The sequence below is a fragment of the Chryseobacterium sp. Marseille-Q8038 genome (genome assembly GCF_965111995.1).
In genome coordinates, this window is sequence record NZ_CBCOPN010000002.1 from 1,180,817 (window position 1) to 1,198,742 (window position 17,926).

The following is a 17,926-nucleotide window of genomic DNA, read 5'->3' on the forward strand; positions in this document are numbered from 1 at the left end:
AATAAAAAGCGAAGCCAGAATATCTGACTTCACTTCAATGTATAACCAAATTGATTTATATAAATCCAAAATTAATTAGCTGGAATATAGAAAGCGATACCTTCTCTGGTATTCCAATAGCTCACAGGACCTAAATTAGGAGATACTGAAAGATAATGATCTGATCCGTTTTTAGCTTTATAGCTGTATACAGGAATCCTTCCGGCTCCAGGATCTTTATAAGCATAGAATGCTACCCCCATATAAATATTCCAATATGAAGATGGCTGTAATGTGCTTGCCTGCGTAAAGTAATGATCTGCTCCTGAAGTACTTTTATAGCAGTAAATAGGAACTGTATTTGGTGCCTTATACTGAAACACTTTAAATGTAGGTCCTTCATTTGTCCAGTAAGAAGATGGCTGAAGGTTTGTATTAAACGTAAAGTAATGATTACTGTCTGGTTGGTTTTGGTAACCATATAACATTGTTGTATTATACTCCAGTGAAATCTGGTTATCAATTAAATACTGATCTACGTAGGCCTTAAGCTGTGCTTTTTTTGCAGCATCTTTTACAAGGTTGTAGATAAGAACAAGGCCATTGTTTCCAAATTCTACCAACACTGAATTGTTAGGGGTAGAACTATTTTGCCAGTTTGCAATATTAACTTTTGAAGTAGTCTGATCAAGATTTACTTCTCCTACCAAACCTTTTGAAGGATCTCCTCCTCTTGTTCTGTAGGATAATTTTCTAGAGTAATTCATTGATGATTCTGATGTATTGACATCATTCTGTACATCAACATCAAAAATTTTAAGCATTCCGATTTTTACCCCGATTCTTGCAGCACGGTCACGGCTTTCGTTAGTGGTTTCAGACTGGAACATAATATCCATTTTAGCTCCTGTATAAATATCAACCATTACGTGAGTTCCGTAGTCCTGTACAATCTGCTGTGGAGTTTTTGTCTGCAAGTCCTGTGCAAATTCCGGAGTTACATAATCTGCCAGCATATCTGTTGTAGCATTGAATCTTAATCTTTTCTGCTTGATTAAAAGGTTGTAGCTACCATAAATATATTTTGCATCAAATTTATGATTGGTCGTAACTGCTGAATTAAAACCTACTGACAATGTTTTTTTGAATAAAGGAATTCCTGCAGTAGCATCTACTTTGGTAGAAACCATTTTAGAATATGTTTCCGCATTCTCTCCATATTCTTCAATATATTGTTGGGTATTTGCATTTTCAGAGACTAATCTTGCTGCCTGCTCAGTCTTGAAACGATCGATATCAATCACTTTAAATCCTGCAGAATTAGCATTGGCATATTCCCCTGCTGCATCAAACCCATGCCCTAAGACATCGTAGATGCCATCTCCTGCAAATTTTGCTGCTGACAAACGACTAGCTTTTGCCTGACCATCAGGACTCGCTTCATTATTCAGGTCTTCCGAAGAGCATGACCCCATGAAAAGCATCAGCGCTGTACTGAAGCAAAATACAATTTGTTTTTTCATAGTATTGTTTTAAAATTCTCAACAAATATAAACTTCAATACTATGTGAAATATGAAACAACAACTGACATATATCATTTATTAGTGAAATTAACAGTCGATTAAAACACTTTTAATAAAAGCCCACATGATCACTAATTAGTGATTTAACAAGCAAAATAAATTACACAAACAAACTTAGCCACACTACAAACAGAATACTGAAATCAATTTAATAATTCCCCTTTATGAACCCAATTTCCATAACAAGAATATTTACAGATTATAATTCTTTGATTAAAAATATTATTTGAAAATATAATACGAGGGAGTTGAAAGCGGTATTTGAAGAATATTTAAAGAAATAAATAAAAAAGTTAGACTCAAAAAACCAATACCAGGTCATAAATCATCTCTTAAACGCATAATTTTAAGTAAATTTGCAAAAATTAAAATTGAAATGGAGAAAGTAAGAGTACGTTTTGCTCCAAGTCCTACAGGACCATTACATTTGGGAGGCGTAAGAACCGCATTATATGATTATCTTTTTGCTAAAAATAAAGGTGGAGAATTTGTATTAAGAATTGAAGATACAGATACTGCCAGATATGTAGAGGGTGCTGAAGAATATATTGAGGAAGCATTGGAATGGTGCGGAATTATCCCTGATGAGAGTCCTAAAAAAGGAGGAAAATTTGCTCCTTACAGACAGTCTGAAAGAAGAGATATCTACGACCGATATACTGAACAGATTCTAAAGACCGATTATGCTTATATTGCTTTTGATACGGCAGAAGAACTGGATGTAATTCGTGCAGAGTACGAAGCAAAAGGTGATGTTTTTTCATATGACAATAAAACCAGAAACCGTTTAAAAAACAGTCTTGCTCTTTCTGAAGAGGAAGTTCAAAAATTATTGGATGAAAAGACTCCTTATGTGGTAAGATTTAAAATGCCTGTTGACAGAGTCTTGAATCTTGAAGACATCATCCGTGGAAAGTTTTCAGTAAACACCAATACTTTAGATGATAAAGTACTGGTAAAGAATGACGGAATGCCAACCTATCATTTTGCCAATATTATTGATGATCATGAAATGGAAATCTCTCACGTAATCCGTGGAGAAGAATGGCTGCCTTCCTTAGGACTTCACACATTACTGTATGAAGCAATGCAATGGGAAGCACCACAGTTTGCCCACCTTTCTTTAATTTTAAAACCTGAAGGAAAAGGAAAACTGAGCAAAAGAGACGGAGATAAATTCGGTTTCCCGGTATTCCCGCTTGACTTCAAGGATCCAGCTACAGGAGTAGTTTCCAAAGGATATAGAGAAAACGGCTATCTTCCTGATGCCTTTATCAATATGGTTGCATTATTAGGATGGTCTCCTGCTGATGATAAAGAAATTCTTCCATTGGAAGAGATGATTAAAGAATTTGATCTTCATAAAGTACATAAGGCAGGCGCAAGATTCAGTAAAGAGAAGTCTGAGTGGTTCAACCATCAGTATATCCAGATGAAATCTGACCAGGAGCTACTTCATATCCTTAAAAATACAGATCTTGATCTTTCAGGCGCTTCTGATGAAAAACTTTTAAAGGTAATTCACCTTATGAAAGAAAGAGCAACTTTTCCGAAAGACATCTATGAAAACGGAAAATTTTTCTTCGAAGCTCCGGTTTCCTATGACGAAAAAGCTTCAAAAAAAGCCTGGAATGAAGAAACATCTGCAATTTTAGCAGAACTGGCAGCTGCATTTGAATCTACAGACTTTGTTGCTGAAACATTGAAACAAACAATGCATGATTTCGCTGAAAACAAAGGATTAGGTATGGGGAAGGTGATGATGCCGTTGCGATTATCTTTAGTAGGAGAATTGAAAGGTCCGGATGTACCAGACATTCTGGAAACCCTTGGCAAAGAGGAAAGTACCTCCAGAATAAACAATGCTATAAATAATTTTAAATAGAATAACCATAATTTTTCATACATTTGAAAGATTTAATTTACTTCAAGAAATGGAATATTTAAGTTTCGAACTTCCTATCAAAGAATTGATGGACCAATACCAGACGTGTTCTTTAGTAGGAGAAGAAAGTGGTGTTGATGTAAAATTAGCATGCAGCCAGATTGAGGATAAGATTTTAGAAAAGAAAAAAGAAATCTATGGAAATCTTACACCTTGGCAAAGAGTACAACTGTCCCGTCACCCAGATCGTCCGTATACATTGGACTACATCAACGGAATGGCAGACAAAGGTAGTTTCTTAGAACTTCATGGAGACAGAAATTTCGCTGATGATCCGGCAATGATTGGAGGATTGATTACCCTTGATGGTCAAAAAGTAATGATCATTGGTACTCAAAAAGGAAGAACGACAAAAGAAAGACAGCATAGAAGATTTGGAATGCCAAATCCGGAAGGATACAGAAAAGCTTTAAGACTAATGAAGCTTGCTGAAAAATTCAATATCCCTGTGGTAACTTTAGTAGATACACCGGGAGCTTATCCGGGACTGGAAGCTGAAGAAAGAGGGCAAGGAGAGGCAATTGCAAGAAATATTTTTGAAATGGTTCAGCTGAAAACCCCAATCTTCACTTACATTATCGGAGAAGGTGCCAGTGGTGGAGCCTTAGGAATAGGTGTTGGAAATAAAGTATATATGCTGGAAAACACATGGTATACAGTAATTGCACCTGAAAGCTGTTCTTCTATCTTATGGAGAAACTGGGATCATAAAGAAGATGCAGCCAATGCATTAAATCTTACTCCCGCAGATGCCTTAAGAGAAAAGTTCATCGACGGAATCATTGAGGAACCCCTTGGTGGAGCTCAATATGACCAGGAAACCACCTATTTGAATTTGAAAAATTCAATTTTACAAAATATCAAAGCTTTCTCCAAATTTACAGGACAGGAGCTTGAAACCCAGAGACAGGATAAATTCATTGCGATGGGTCAGTTTAAAGGATAAAAAATAAAAAGGTTAAGAATTTCTTCTTAACCTTCTTTCTTTAGTTTTCTTCTATTGTATTCTATTCTGCAACATTCAGTGCAATTTCAATATCCTGGGTAATCTTTTTCAAAGAAGAATATTTTGCATCACACACGGATGTTGTCATTACATATTCCCCTTTATCAACCAGAATAAAGTTCTCCCCTTTTGCCGGAACCGTCAAATTATAATATTTTTTGCCACTTATTTTTACGATAAGATTACATGCTGATCTGTTTTTAATATTAACATATGCTTCACTCTTGTTGATATCATTATTAAACAGATGGGTAAGCATGGCGGCTCTTCTTTTACCTTCCTCACTTGGTTCAGATTTAGACGCTGTGGATGTACCTGCACTTTTTGCCGCAGAACCTACCGAGGCAAAGGTGGTTCTTCTTTCTTCTTTTAACGCTTCAATAGCAGCCGCTGTATTATTAGAAACAGGCTTACCATTAGCAGTATAAGTTTTATTTGTGGCAACCGTTTTACCACTGTTCAGTTCATTATTTTTTACAATATTTTCAATTTTCTCTTTACTGATAGGTTTAATGGTAGGTTTTGCTTCTGGTGAATTATCTGCCATAATAATATCAATAAGTTTTCTTTTGAAATAGTCCGTTTTAGCATGTCCAGGATTCTGTTTCAAAAATCCGGCAATCACTCTGGCTTCTTTTGAAATCTCAGCTTCCTGTTCTGTATAGATAATTACGGTTTCTTTTTCAACAACAGCTTTAGATTTTGTTTTTTTCTTTTTTTGGGAAAAACCAAGTGAGAAAATGCATATAAATAGGAGAAAGAAGATTTTTTTCATTAATCAAATCTTTAAAATAGTATTAAATATATTAATAACGTGAAAAGTCATTTTTTAGTTTATCATTAAAATCATTATCTTTGCACTGCTCTAAATTTAAGCTAAAAATTAATACTAATCTTAAATAAAAAAATAATAGATATTATGTCTTATACACCAGCTGCTGCAGACGTAGCAAAATTGAGAAACCAAACAGGTGCAGGTATGATGGACTGCAAGAAAGCTCTAGTTGAAGCTGAAGGAGACTTCGAAAAAGCGGTAGATATCCTTAGAAAAAAAGGACAAAAAGTTGCTGCTAACAGAGCTGACAGAGAATCTGCTGAAGGTGCAGTAATCGCAAGAGTAAATGAAGACAACACTTTAGGTGTAGTAATCTCTCTAAACTGCGAAACTGACTTCGTTGCTAAAAACGAAGCTTTCATCGAGCTAGCTTACGAATTAGCTGAGATGGCAATCTTCGCTGCTACTAAAGAGGAGCTTTTAGCTACTGACTTCCACGGAATGACTGTTGCTGAGAAATTAGTAGAGCAAACAGGAGTTATCGGTGAGAAAATCGAAATCGGATCTTTCGAAAGAATCCAGGGAGATTTCTTAGGAGCTTACATCCACGCTGGAAACAAAATCGCTGCAATCTCTTCTCTTTCTGCTAAAGTAGATGGAGCTGATGAAGCTGCTAAAGCTGTTTCTATGCAGGTTGCTGCTATGAACCCAATCGCTTTGGACGAAACAAGAGTTTCTCAGGAGACTATTGATAAAGAATTAGAGATCGAAAGACACAAACTTACTGAAGAAGGTAAGCCTGCAAACATTATCGATAATATCCTTAAAGGTAAAATGCAGAGATTCTACAAAGACAACACTTTGGTACACCAGGACTTCATTAAAGACGGAAGTATCTCAGTTGCTGATTACGTAAAATCTGTAAATGCAGACCTAAAAGTAACAGGATTTGTAAGAGTAAGCCTATAAGCTGACTTTTTCAAAAGATATAGAATCCCGGTGAATTTCACCGGGATTTTTTATTAACATAAACCCGTAACCATCAACACTATTCACCAACAAGAGATTAAACAAGTGAAAATATTAACAATTCAAGCGGGCTAAATTTTCATGGCAAATATTGACAAATAACCATCCTGGCCGAGCACAACATTAATTACCAGTTTCATACCCAGAATCGCTTTTAATTAAAAATTGAAAACACTTTTTTAACATTTATTTAAATTTTATTAAAAGTATTTCATTTTTTATTTTATTTTTGTAGAAATCCTAATTCCATACACATGAAAAGATTTCTACTCAGTCTGGTATTAATTTTTTTGACAATTAATACACTCTTTGCACAAAGGGATACAGAGCATTGGATTGCTCCTTACTATGATAGTTATGGCGGTAACAGTTATACCAACATGATCTATCTGTCTACTGATTCAGACACCCCATTTGATGTAACCATTTACAATAACAATGCTGTAATAACTACGGTTACCATTAGTAAAGGTAATCCGCAAACCTATAAGGTTACCAATAGCCTTATTAGTGGAACGACCACTACAGAAGCATTCACTGTTGGTAATAAAGGACTGTATTTAAAAGCAGTAAAACCTTTTTACTGTAGTTTAAGACTTGCCCAAAGTGTTCACGGGGAAGTAATTACCAGTAAAGGAAAAGCTGGAATCGGAAAAACATTCTTCGTAGCAACTGCTCCCAATACCAATACCACCAGTATTCAGAACTTTACCGCAGGTATTATGGCAACTGAGGACAATACTACTGTAACAGCATCATGGAACCCTACTTCCGGAGTTGTTTTCATTAATGGTACTCCTACAGGTAATTCCCAGACCTTTACATTACAAAAAGGACAATCTGTAATTCTTGCCGGAGCAGGCACAGAATCTGCAAATAAAACAGGATTTATCGGTGCAAAAATAGTTTCTGATAAACCCGTAACCCTTACCAACGGAAGCTGCAATGGTAACTTCTCTACTTCTCCATCAGGAAGTGACCCGGTTCTGGATCAATCAGTACCGGTTGAAAGACTTGGAAATACATTTGCTATCGTTAAAACAAGATCTACAATTCCTAGCCAGAACATGGAAGGAGGTCTTATCATTGCTACAGAAGATAATACTGATGTTTATCTAAATGGTGTCGGAACTTCTGTTGCAACACTAGCTGCCGGAGAATGGTATAGAATTAATGAAACCAGTTATGTAGCACAAGGTACTAACGGGCATTCTAACATGTTTATTTCAACAACTAAAAACGTATACCTTTATCAGTTTGTAGGGGTAGGGAATAGTGAGGCAACTAATGGATTCAACTATATACCGCCATTGAACTGCTTCCTTCCAAGAAAGATTGATGAAATCGGAAAGATTAATGAAATGCCAATCGGTTCAGGGGGAGCCAGTGCAGTTCAGGATATCATCGTAAAATTAAATATCTTAACAGAGACCGGGGCTACTGTAATGGTAAATGATAACCCTGTAGCACCTACAGACGGTCCCTATCCATTGGCAGGAAATGCTAACTGGGTAACCTATGGAATCACCGGAGTTGTTGGAAACATTAAAATAACCTCTACAAAAGCTGTAACAGCTGGTATCAACGGAGGATTTAGTTCTGCAGGATATGGAGGTTACTTTGCCGGATTCTCATCAATTCCAGTAATTGCAAAAAAAACAGGTGAGTGTGTTCCGGGAATTATTCTTGAAGTAGATGACGGATATGAAACATACCAATGGTACCGTGACGGAGTTGCCATTCCAGGTGCTACAAGTTATACTTACACTCCTACACAATCAGGAAATTATACGGTAAGAGTAACCATGGGAACATGTCCTCCAGTGACTACTCCAATCTATAAAGTACAAAACTGTTTAAAAGAAACGACTCAAGCTCTTAATGCTTGTTCTACTAAAATAATTACGCCTACGTTTACTTCTTCCACTCAAACAGTGGTTCCAAGTACAGTAGTAATTTTAACGCCTCCTACAAAAGGAACTGCTGTAGTGAATCCAAACGGAACAATCACTTATACACCAAATCCTGGATATTTAGGACCAGACAAAATCGTTTATAAATTCTGTGGAAATTCAGTTGAATTTACAGATTGTGAGCAGGTGACCTTAAACCTTACTGTAGTACCATTCATCGTAACAGATGCTTCTATTAAGGCTTGTTGGTATGATGTGGATCCTTACGCTTACTTTGACCTTACAAAAGCTAAGGTAACAGACTATAATGCTGTTACAAAAAAATACTACCGTACACTGAATGATCTTACCGCAGGAATCAATGAAATCACACAACCAGAAAACTTCCCTTCCACCGGAGGATTTGTATATGTGAAAGTAACGACTGCTGAAGGATGTACAGCAAATGCTAAAATTGAATTAATTGTACTTCCAATCAAAAAGTCACCTATCCTTGTAGATCAGTACATCTGTATGGATGCAAAAACGAACCTGGACGCTGGCCCTGGATATGATTCCTACCTATGGAGCACAGGAGCTACCACTTCAGGTATCAGAGATGTAGGTGTTGGAGAATATACTGTAGTTCTTGGTAAGAATGGATGTTTCCTTACACAGACTGTTAAAGTTAAAAAAGTTGAAGATCCGGTAATCCAAACCATTGAAATCAATAATAATACAGCAACAGTAATTGTAAGCGGTGGTAAAGCACCTTATAAATATGCTGTAGACGGAACTGCAAACTGGCAGGATTCAAGTACTTTTACAGGTTTAACAAGAGGGCAACACACTTTCTACGTAAAAGATGCCTATAACTGTACTCCTATTGCAGTAGAAGTTACTATTCCTAATCTATTAAATGCCATCACCCCTAATGGAGATAATGTAAATGATTATATCGATTACAGTGAACTGGCATATAAAGAAAACCTAAGCTTTGTAGTGTATGACAGATATGGAAATATGGTATTCACCGGAAACAGATTCAACAGCTACAGATGGGACGGAAAACACTTTGATAAAAAACTTGGAACAGGAACATACTGGTATCATATCAGCTGGAATGAGTCCAACAAAGAAAAGACTCCAATAAAATATACAGGTTGGATTCTTGTTAAAAACAGAGAGTAATAATTAGTTTAAAACTATATTTAATAAGCCACGATCAAATGATCGTGGCTTATTTTTTTAAGCTTTCTGATTAAATTTATTTACTAGATTATGTTAACTACAGAAAAAAATAATACAAACTTAATTTTTTTTTAACCACGATTCCGAAATCATAATTTTTTATTATGTTTTCAACCATACAATACTTTTTATCACTAAATTTGTGATAAAGACCACCGCTGAATGAAAAAAATTTTATGTTTTCTGTTTATGCTTTGTATTTTCACCTCTGCTTTTTCCCAGTTGGATCGAGAGCATTGGTTTGCTCCAATGATAGACAGAACAGGCGCTCCCAATCCTTATCAGAAACTTTATTTATCTACTAACAGAACAACTCCTTTTCCTGTAAGCATTTACAATAATAATGTTCTGATTGGAACAGTAAATATCAGCAAAAATAACCCTCAGAAATTTGATGTCTTAAGGACTTATATTATTACCAAACTGCAGGCGGATTTATTTACCCCTACAACAAAAGGATTATACCTTAAGGCAGAATTCCCTTTTTACGCCAATTTAAGATTCTCAGTGTTCAACCATGGAGAAATTATTACTTCCAAAGGAATTTCTTCCACAGGACTGAAGTTTTACGCAGCTGTCACTCCTATTACAGTGAGCAATTCCATTCTGAATTTCATGACCAGTGTACTGGCAACTGAAGATAATACCAGTGTTACTATTTCCGGGTACAGTCCTAACGTTCAGTTTTCAAATGGAACCACCGGGGCAACCAATCCTACAATGACTTTCACTTTAAATAAAGGACAATCCTACATTATTGATGGAATTGGAAACATAACAGCAAACTTTGATGGTTTTATTGGGGCTAAAATTACTTCAACCAAACCCATCAATATCACCAATGGAAATTTTAATGGTCAATATGCAGGAAATCATCCAGCTGGTTCAGATATTTTAATGGATCAGGCAGTACCTGTCAACAGGCTTGGAAATGAATTTGCCCTTGTAAAAGGTAACGGTTCTATTGGCTCCCATATGGAAGGGGCTATTGTAATTGCTACTGAAGATAATACTCAAATTTTTGTAAACGATGAAATTCCACCTATAGTAACCCTTAATGCAGGAAAATATTTTGTCATTCCTGACTCAAAATATATCCTTCAGGGCAACGGACATTATAACTTATATCTCAAAACATCAAAAAATGCTTATGTCTACCAAACTTTAGCAGGAGTTTCAAATCCAGGAAATGAAACGGCCACCGGTGGATTTAATTATATTCCTGCTTTGAACTGTTACCTGCCAAAGCAAATTAATGAACTTGGACTTATTGATGAAAATTTTGTTCATTCCATTGGTAATCCCGGAGGAGTACTGAATATACCTACAAAACTTAACATCATTACAGAACGTGGCGCTATTATTACAGTAAATGGAGCTAATCCTCCTGCAATAACCGGCCCTTACAATATGACAGGTACAACGAATTGGGTTACCTATGGTATTCCCAATGTAACAGGCACGATTACTATAGCTTCAAATAGAGCCATTATGGCTGGTATCACTGCCGGCAGTGATGCTGTAGGATATGGAGGCTTTTTTGCCGGCTTTCCTACACAACCTGTTATTTTACAATCCGGAGGCGGCTGTATTCCAGGAATGAGTCTTACTGTAGATCCTTTTATTTATGATACCTATCAATGGTATAGAAACGGCGTTATTGTTCCGGGAGCCACCACTTCATCAATCACCCCTACATTATCAGGATATTACACATGCTCTGTAACAATGGGAAGTTGCGCACCTCTGGTTACTGAACAATTTAAAGTTCTGAACTGTACAAAACTTACCAATGCATCATATAACGTATGTAATGTTAAAACTATAATTCCTGCATTCAGCAGTTCATCACAGACTCCCAGCCCCAGCACTGTAGCTGTTACCACAGCACCTTCATTGGGTACAGCTGTTGTAAACCCTACAACCGGTATTATTACTTATACTGTAAATACTCTGGGTACAACGGGAACAGATACATTCACTTATACATTCTGCGGAGACGACCCTGACTTCCCGGATTGTGAAACAGTAACTGTTACCCTGAATATTCAGGCTCTAACGGTTATGAATGCAACATTATCTGCCTGTGATATCAATGGGCAGGGAACCTTCAACCTGACGACAGCAAATGTTACCAGCAACTCTCCTGTTACCATTACTTATTATCCTACCCTATTGGATGCTCAGAATGAAAATGCAGCAGCATTGATTACTAACCCAACTGCCTATACTGCAACTAACGGAACAATCATATATGCGGTTGTTAATGACCATATTGGCTGTAAAAATATTGCACAAATAACGTTATCACTTTTTAACAAAGCAATTGTACTGGACAACTACAATGGTGTTTTCTGTGATGATAATCTGGATGGAACGGTTACCGTCCTACTCTCCAATATCACCCCTATTGTACTTAATAATCCAAATTATTTTCCGAGTGTAAGATATTACGCAAACCTGGCTGATGCTAACGCCGGAAATAACAATAATCTCCCTAACAACTGGAGCTATACAGCAGCCACAACAATTTACATCAGAGTAGATTCTCCGGATGGCTGCCCTTCTGTAATCAAACCTTTACAATTCAGTATCGGAGCCAAAATAACATTAATTACAAAAACCGTTACAGAAACTACTTGTGACGATGACCTGGATGGAATAAAAAGTGTCAACCTGGCCCAGTTTATTCCTCAGTTTACATTAGATCCAAATGTTACTTTTACTTTTCATGCAACTTTAGCAGATGCTCAGAACAATGTAAATATCGTTGCCTCACCTGTTAACATTACAGGTTCTCAGACTTATTATATCCGTTTTGAAAAAAATGGAGTTTGTCCGGAAGTAGGTACTCTTAAAATCAATATTAAAGTTCCTAAAAAATCTGACCTATTAAAAGATAAAGCTATCTGTCCGAAAACCACTACCACACTGAATGCAGGGCCTGGTTTTGAAAAGTACTTATGGAGTACAGGAGCTACAACGCCTTCCATCACAAATGTTGGCCCAGGAAGCTATTGGGTGGAACTAACCTTCAATGGTTGTGTTTACAAACAATATGTAAACGTAACAGAATTGCCTCTTCCTATCATTACGTCTATTGAAATTGATGGAACAACAGTAAAAATTGGGGCAAGCGGCGGTACACCTCCTTATGAATATTCTTTAGATGGCGTGGTATGGCAGAGTTCCAATATTTTCTACAATGTACCTAGAGGTGCACACAACATATTTGTAAGAGACTCTAAAATGTGTGAGGATGTTAAAAAGCCATTTGCTATTATTAATCTGATCAACACCATTACTCCAAATGGAGACGGTCATAATGAAGTGATAGACTATTCTGCTTTAATGAAAAATGAGAATCTTATATTCAGGATCTTTGACAGATATGGTGCAGAAGTCTTCAGAGGTACTCCTGAAAACAGATACACCTGGGATGGAAGAGTCGGTGGAAGATATGTTCCTACAGCTAATTATTGGTATTTCATCACGTGGACCGAATATGGTTCCAGCCTCGTGGTAAAATATACAAGCTGGTTGCTGGTAAAACACAGATAACAACAGAAAACCGGAAGAAAGAACTCTACTCTTTCTTCCGATTTTTTATTTAAATTTTCGATTTTTTAAATGAATGGCAAGTTTCTAACACTCCTTAACAATTAAATCCCAAAGTTTAATATAACTTTAACCACTATTCTTCATCTAATTACACAAAATTGCTTTATTTCTATGTAATTTTGCGCATTATATGAAGAAACTGTTTACTCTGCTGCTATTGGTTTTTCTGGCAAAAATTAATGCACAAATATATTCCGGAGAGGTATTTCTGAGAGACAACTCAATTTTATATCTCAATCAGGTTTATGTCACTAACCTGAATACACAAAAAACCGTTCTTACGGACTACAATGGTAATTTTAATATTCCTGCCAATGTCGGGGATGTGATCCGTTTTACCTCTATCGTTACAGAAAGAAAAGATATTAAGCTGACTCCTCAATCCATGGAACAAAAAAATCTGGTTGAGCTGAAAATAGCATATTACGAAATCCAGGAAATTGTTCTTAGCAGATTCAAGCCTACCGGAAATCTTCGGTATGACGTGAACTCTTTAAGAAAGGAAGATAAAGCACATGCTCTTAAAAAAGTAATTGGTCTTCCTGAGCCAAAAGGTGACGGAACACCTCCGGAGCTTCCTGTTGCCGGACTGCGGGATGGAGGACTTACCTTTAGCCTTGAAAGTATCTATGATATTCTCTCCGGAGAACGAAAGAAAAAACAACGTTATCAGGCCTATGAAAGGATGAACAGTTCTGTAGCTCAGATTAAAAATTATCTGGGTAAAGATTATTTTACAAAATTTAAGATCCCTGAAAATTTAATTGATAACTTCCTTCAGTTTGTTTATACTTCAGAAAATATCCAGGCTTATGTATTGGCGGGCAACTTTGAAGCGATAAAAATTCCTATTGAAAAATATCTTCCTATTTATCAGAAAAGGCTTAGAAGCTCGCATCTTCAGGAAGTTGTAAGCAGTAATTAGAAATTTCGAAAAGAAATAACTTAAAATATTGAATAACTCGTGTACTTTACACGGGTTATTTTTTTGTTAAATGACCGAAAAACACCCGCTATAGTTTACCAAAGCATCTGCAATACGAATTATTCAACTTTTACAACATATTCTTCTTCAATATTCAAAAATATGTTTAATTTTATCTCACAAACAAGTGTTTAAAATAAAAACACGAGATATTCGTTATCAAATAAAAACTAAGCAACCTGAACGCAAATTAAGAGTGAAACACCAATTTCTAACTTAATATGAATTAATGAAAAAAGTACTTTTACTTCTTGGATGTATGTTATTTTTTATGGTCTCTGCCCAAAAACAAGGTAAAGACTACAGTAATATTCTGAAAAGTAAGAATATCTACGAGATCAATGCCTTTTTGCGAGATGCCCATCCTGATGACCCCCGAAGATCCGTTCTGAAACCAAGGGTAATGGAAATGATGAAAGAATACATCAAAAATGCACACCCTGCCGATCAGAAGGTAAAAGATATGCAGGAAATGCTTGCCATGCTGAGAAGAAGACCTTCTACCAAGATTACTTTTGATGAAATGAATGCTATCATCAAACAAAAACAGATTGCAAAATATAAGGCTGAACTTGCTGCCAAACAATCTACCACAGTATATACCCCAAGCAGTGCCCAAAATACATATGTTGTAAATGCCGCTGCTAATACCGCAGTTCCCAACGCTGAAGCAGAAGAATTCAACATGCTGATGGCAGTTTCTCCTGTAGAACATAAAAACAGGACCGTAAAAATCTTAAATTCCCTATTTGATAATGATCCTAATGCTAAAGAATGCATTGTCATGATTCAAAATAAATCAGACTGTAATATCATTGTCAGAATGGAAGGTGTGGGAATCACCAAATACAGACTCGCAGTTCCGGCTCAGGGAGAAGGTTCTATTGTGGTGGAAAAAGGTCAGTATCTTTTCTCGAGTTTAGTTTGCGGAGCACAGTATGCATCACAAAAAACAATAGAAAGACCCATTATGGTGGCCTTAGGAAGTCACTAAGCTCAATCAGAAACGAATTATCACTCTGTCTTTTACCTCCAAAAGACAGAGATTCTCCATAAATTTTTAGTATTTTTGCACTCATTTTATAATTCAATGGGCAAGAATAAATTAGCAAGATTTGCAGAAAACAAAATATTACCAAATGTAATCCAACCTACAAGAGAAGACGCTTTAAAAGGCTTTGAACTTAAAGGAAAATGGAGAGATAATTTCTTTAAAAATGACAATCCGGTTGTATTGGAATTAGGGTGTGGAAAGGGAGAATATTCTGTAGGACTCGCAAAAACATTTCCTGAAAAAAACTTTATCGGAGTAGATATTAAAGGGGCAAGATTCTGGTTTGGAGCGAAAGAAGCGGTAGAAAACAACATGAATAATGTAGCTTTTTTAAGAACTCAGATCGAACTTGTTGATTATTTCTTTGCTGAAAATGAAGTAGACGAAATATGGATTACATTCCCGGATCCCCAAATAAAATATAAAAGAACAAAACACAGATTAACACATCCGGACTTTTTAGACCGCTATAAAAAATTCCTGAAGCCAGGAGGCATCATTCACCTGAAAACAGATTCAGAGTTCCTGCATGGGTATACACTGGGATATTTACAGGGTGCAGGGTATGAAATCATTTCTGCTCACCATGATATCTATGGGGCACCAGAATACGATCCTAATACGGAACATTTGAGAGATATCAAAACGTATTATGAAGAGCTATTCTCAGCGAAAGGAAAAACTATTACTTACATCAAATTCCGGATAAGCTGATGAATTAAACCAACTTGATGAAAAAAAAATTTTTAACGATTTTATTCTTCACATTTCTTATCCCCAGCTTTACACAAGCTCAAAAAAGCAGTAAAGACATTTTAAAAAGCACAAACATCAAAGAAATTGAAGAATACCTGAAGAACGCACACCCTGACGATCCTAAAAAGAGCGTGCTGAAACCTAAGCTCATTGCTTTAAAAAACTCCGAATGGACAAAAGGAGCCCGTACTGCCAAACCTATGGAAACCAGACCTGTCATTACAGATATTCCTAAAGGGGCTATGAGAAATCCTAATTCGGATGATGCTGAAGAATTTAGGAAACTTATCACTGAAACAGCTGCTGAACATAAACAAAAAACAGTGAATGTACTGAATGCAATGTTTAATGAGGATATCAGCCGCAAGGAAGCAATTCTCTTGTTCAAAAATAATTCTGACTGTAATATTGTATTACGGATTGAAGGAAAAGAATTTTACAACCTTGCTGTTCCTGCTCATGCAGAAAATTTCATTGTTCTCAATAAGGATTCCTATACCCTTAACAGCAATATCTGTGATGTGAAATATTCGTCTAGGAAAGACATTAAAAAAAGTATATTTGTAACGATAGACAATCCAAAACCGGGCGACGCTGAGCTGAAATCAGCCCAAAAGGAACCGATAAAGGAAAAGTCGCTGAAAAAACAAAAGTCAAAAAATAAAATAGGATGAAAAAACTATTCGTTTTTATCGGAACTTCTTTGATTATTGCCAGCTGTAATGTAAACTACGGAGGCTATCCGGGAAGAACCTCCTACCCTTATCCTGCTAACAATACAGGGAACAGAGCGAATACAGAAAGAGAATACAATGAGCTTATAAAGACGTATAAGCCTGAAACAGCTGATGTACTCAATGATCTTCTTAACAGTGATGATCCTAAAAATCCCAAAACCTCTGTTTCCGTAGAAAACAAATCTCCATGCAATATGGTGCTTACAGTGAGCGGGAATAATTTTTTCAAGAAAATTCCCATTGGTGCCGGAAAAATAGGGTATACAATGGTACCGAAAAATCAAAATTACAGATTATCGGGTATGCTTTGTAATTCTACTTATCAGTCTACAAAGTTTGTCACAACTTCTTATTCTATAAAGCTTTCAAACTAAAATATAACCCGCAGATTTCTGTGGGTTTTTATCTTTAATAAAACTTACCAAATGACTTGCAGGCAACTGTATAAACCATAAAAAAACGCTGGATCGAAATCCAGCGTTTTTCCTATATTAAAGAAAATCTTTAATTATTCTGCATCGAAATCAGCATCTGTATCAGCAGATACTTTTTCTCCTTCTTCTTTAGATTTTTCTTTATCAGCTTTTCTTTGAGACTGACCTTCTTTGATAGATTCAGAAACTACGCTAAGGATCATATCAATAGACTTAGAAGCATCATCGTTTCCTGGGATAACGAAATCAACTTTTCTAGGGTCAGAGTTTGTATCAACGATACCGAAAACTGGAATACCTAGTTTCTTAGCTTCAGTTACCGCGATGTGTTCTCTTAATATATCAACTACAAATACAGCAGATGGAAGTCTCACCATGTCAGCGATAGAACCTAAGTTCTTCTCTAGGTTAGCTCTTTGTCTGTCAACTTGTAATCTTTCTTTTTTAGATAAAGTTTCGAATGTACCGTCTTTTTTCATTTTATCGATAGCATTCATCTTCTTTACAGCCTTTCTGATTGTAACGAAGTTCGTTAACATACCTCCTGGCCATCTTTCTGTAATATAAGGCATATTAAGTTCAGAAGCGTGTTTTGCAACTACTTCTTTCGCTTGCTTCTTAGTAGCTACGAAAAGAACTTTTTTACCTGCAGAAGTTAATTTCTCTAAAGCGCTGCAAGCTTCATCTAATTTAACTGCTGTTTTATGTAAGTCTACAATGTGAATACCGTTCTTCTCCATAAAAATGTATGGAGCCATATTTGGATTCCACTTTCTAGTCATGTGACCGAAGTGTACGCCAGCCTCTAAAAGGTCTTTTACATTTGCTTTTGCCATGTTTTCTGTTTTTGTTAGTTTACTTTCCGTCTTTTAAACAA

Annotated in this window: 13 protein-coding genes; 10 read left to right on the forward strand and 3 right to left on the reverse strand. The window is 36.2% G+C overall.

Annotated features, from left to right (window positions below; translation table 11 throughout):
• Positions 1-71: 71 nt before the first annotated feature.
• Positions 72-1,502 (reverse strand): MAC/perforin domain-containing protein, encoded by a 1,431-nt coding sequence (locus tag ACWPWS_RS19385; protein WP_454047609.1) that lies wholly within the window; start codon positions 1,500-1,502, stop codon positions 72-74.
• 438 nt (positions 1,503-1,940) lie between these two features.
• Between ACWPWS_RS19385 and gltX the strand changes: the two genes are divergently transcribed.
• Together gltX and ACWPWS_RS19395 are read left to right on the forward strand one after the other, a co-directional pair.
• Complete coding sequence (gene gltX / locus ACWPWS_RS19390) at positions 1,941-3,449, forward strand: glutamate--tRNA ligase (RefSeq protein WP_454047610.1); 1,509 nt, start codon at positions 1,941-1,943, stop codon at positions 3,447-3,449.
• A 49-nt stretch (positions 3,450-3,498) separates the two neighbouring features.
• On the forward strand, positions 3,499-4,455 hold the full coding sequence (locus ACWPWS_RS19395) for an acetyl-CoA carboxylase carboxyltransferase subunit alpha (RefSeq protein WP_105681726.1): 957 nt from the start codon (positions 3,499-3,501) through the stop codon (positions 4,453-4,455).
• A gap of 61 nt (positions 4,456-4,516) precedes the next feature.
• Here ACWPWS_RS19395 and ACWPWS_RS19400 read toward each other — a convergent pair whose 3' ends face one another.
• Positions 4,517-5,290 (reverse strand): DUF6759 domain-containing protein, encoded by a 774-nt coding sequence (locus ACWPWS_RS19400; protein WP_454047611.1) that lies wholly within the window; start codon positions 5,288-5,290, stop codon positions 4,517-4,519.
• A gap of 144 nt (positions 5,291-5,434) precedes the next feature.
• Here ACWPWS_RS19400 and tsf point away from each other — a divergent pair, with 144 nt between their 5' ends.
• The 8 genes from tsf to ACWPWS_RS19440 all read left to right on the forward strand — a co-directional run bounded on the left by tsf (position 5,435) and on the right by ACWPWS_RS19440 (position 16,989).
• Positions 5,435-6,259, forward strand: a complete 825-nt coding sequence (gene tsf / locus ACWPWS_RS19405) for a translation elongation factor Ts (RefSeq protein ID WP_047385945.1) — start codon at positions 5,435-5,437, stop codon at positions 6,257-6,259.
• Positions 6,260-6,573: 314 nt separating this feature from the next.
• Positions 6,574-9,402, forward strand: coding sequence for a T9SS type B sorting domain-containing protein (locus ACWPWS_RS19410; protein WP_309513551.1), 2,829 nt, complete (start codon positions 6,574-6,576; stop codon positions 9,400-9,402).
• A 222-nt stretch (positions 9,403-9,624) separates the two neighbouring features.
• Positions 9,625-13,023: a T9SS type B sorting domain-containing protein gene (locus ACWPWS_RS19415; RefSeq protein ID WP_454047612.1), complete on the forward strand. Its 3,399-nt coding sequence runs from the start codon at positions 9,625-9,627 to the stop codon at positions 13,021-13,023.
• A gap of 190 nt (positions 13,024-13,213) precedes the next feature.
• Positions 13,214-14,008 carry a hypothetical protein gene (locus tag ACWPWS_RS19420; protein WP_454047613.1) on the forward strand — a complete coding sequence of 265 codons (795 nt, stop codon included), beginning with the start codon at positions 13,214-13,216 and terminating at the stop codon, positions 14,006-14,008.
• Between the two features lie 289 nt (positions 14,009-14,297).
• Complete coding sequence (locus tag ACWPWS_RS19425) at positions 14,298-15,062, forward strand: DUF6759 domain-containing protein (protein WP_454047614.1); 765 nt, start codon at positions 14,298-14,300, stop codon at positions 15,060-15,062.
• 96 nt (positions 15,063-15,158) lie between these two features.
• Positions 15,159-15,836, forward strand: a complete 678-nt coding sequence (gene trmB, locus ACWPWS_RS19430; RefSeq protein WP_209786845.1) for a tRNA (guanosine(46)-N7)-methyltransferase TrmB — start codon at positions 15,159-15,161, stop codon at positions 15,834-15,836.
• Positions 15,837-15,853: 17 nt separating this feature from the next.
• A complete protein-coding gene (locus ACWPWS_RS19435; RefSeq protein WP_454047615.1) occupies positions 15,854-16,552 on the forward strand; it encodes a DUF6759 domain-containing protein in 699 nt (232 codons plus the stop codon).
• Positions 16,549-16,989, forward strand: a complete 441-nt coding sequence (locus ACWPWS_RS19440; RefSeq protein WP_209786844.1) for a DUF6759 domain-containing protein — start codon at positions 16,549-16,551, stop codon at positions 16,987-16,989. The genes ACWPWS_RS19435 and ACWPWS_RS19440 overlap by 4 nt, the downstream gene beginning before the upstream one ends.
• A 134-nt stretch (positions 16,990-17,123) precedes the next feature.
• On the opposite strand, the gene rpsB is transcribed toward ACWPWS_RS19440, so the two are convergent.
• Positions 17,124-17,885 carry a 30S ribosomal protein S2 gene (gene rpsB / locus ACWPWS_RS19445; protein WP_062675707.1) on the reverse strand — a complete coding sequence of 254 codons (762 nt, stop codon included), beginning with the start codon at positions 17,883-17,885 and terminating at the stop codon, positions 17,124-17,126.
• Between the last annotated feature and the right edge of the window lie 41 nt (positions 17,886-17,926).

Bases quoted from the DNA above. Each gene is read 5' to 3' on its own strand.
- trmB (WP_209786845.1), top strand. From the start codon at position 15,159: ATGGGCAAGAATAAATTAGCAAGATTTGCAGAAAACAAAATATTACCA.
- ACWPWS_RS19435 (WP_454047615.1), top strand. From the start codon at position 15,854: ATGAAAAAAAAATTTTTAACGATTTTATTCTTCACATTTCTTATCCCC.
- tsf (WP_047385945.1), top strand. From the start codon at position 5,435: ATGTCTTATACACCAGCTGCTGCAGACGTAGCAAAATTGAGAAACCAA.
- ACWPWS_RS19385 (WP_454047609.1), bottom strand. From the start codon at position 1,502: ATGAAAAAACAAATTGTATTTTGCTTCAGTACAGCGCTGATGCTTTTC.
- ACWPWS_RS19420 (WP_454047613.1), top strand. From the start codon at position 13,214: ATGAAGAAACTGTTTACTCTGCTGCTATTGGTTTTTCTGGCAAAAATT.
- ACWPWS_RS19425 (WP_454047614.1), top strand. From the start codon at position 14,298: ATGAAAAAAGTACTTTTACTTCTTGGATGTATGTTATTTTTTATGGTC.
- ACWPWS_RS19415 (WP_454047612.1), top strand. From the start codon at position 9,625: ATGAAAAAAATTTTATGTTTTCTGTTTATGCTTTGTATTTTCACCTCT.
- gltX (WP_454047610.1), top strand. From the start codon at position 1,941: ATGGAGAAAGTAAGAGTACGTTTTGCTCCAAGTCCTACAGGACCATTA.
- rpsB (WP_062675707.1), bottom strand. From the start codon at position 17,885: ATGGCAAAAGCAAATGTAAAAGACCTTTTAGAGGCTGGCGTACACTTC.
- ACWPWS_RS19410 (WP_309513551.1), top strand. From the start codon at position 6,574: ATGAAAAGATTTCTACTCAGTCTGGTATTAATTTTTTTGACAATTAAT.
- ACWPWS_RS19395 (WP_105681726.1), top strand. From the start codon at position 3,499: ATGGAATATTTAAGTTTCGAACTTCCTATCAAAGAATTGATGGACCAA.
- ACWPWS_RS19400 (WP_454047611.1), bottom strand. From the start codon at position 5,290: ATGAAAAAAATCTTCTTTCTCCTATTTATATGCATTTTCTCACTTGGT.
- ACWPWS_RS19440 (WP_209786844.1), top strand. From the start codon at position 16,549: ATGAAAAAACTATTCGTTTTTATCGGAACTTCTTTGATTATTGCCAGC.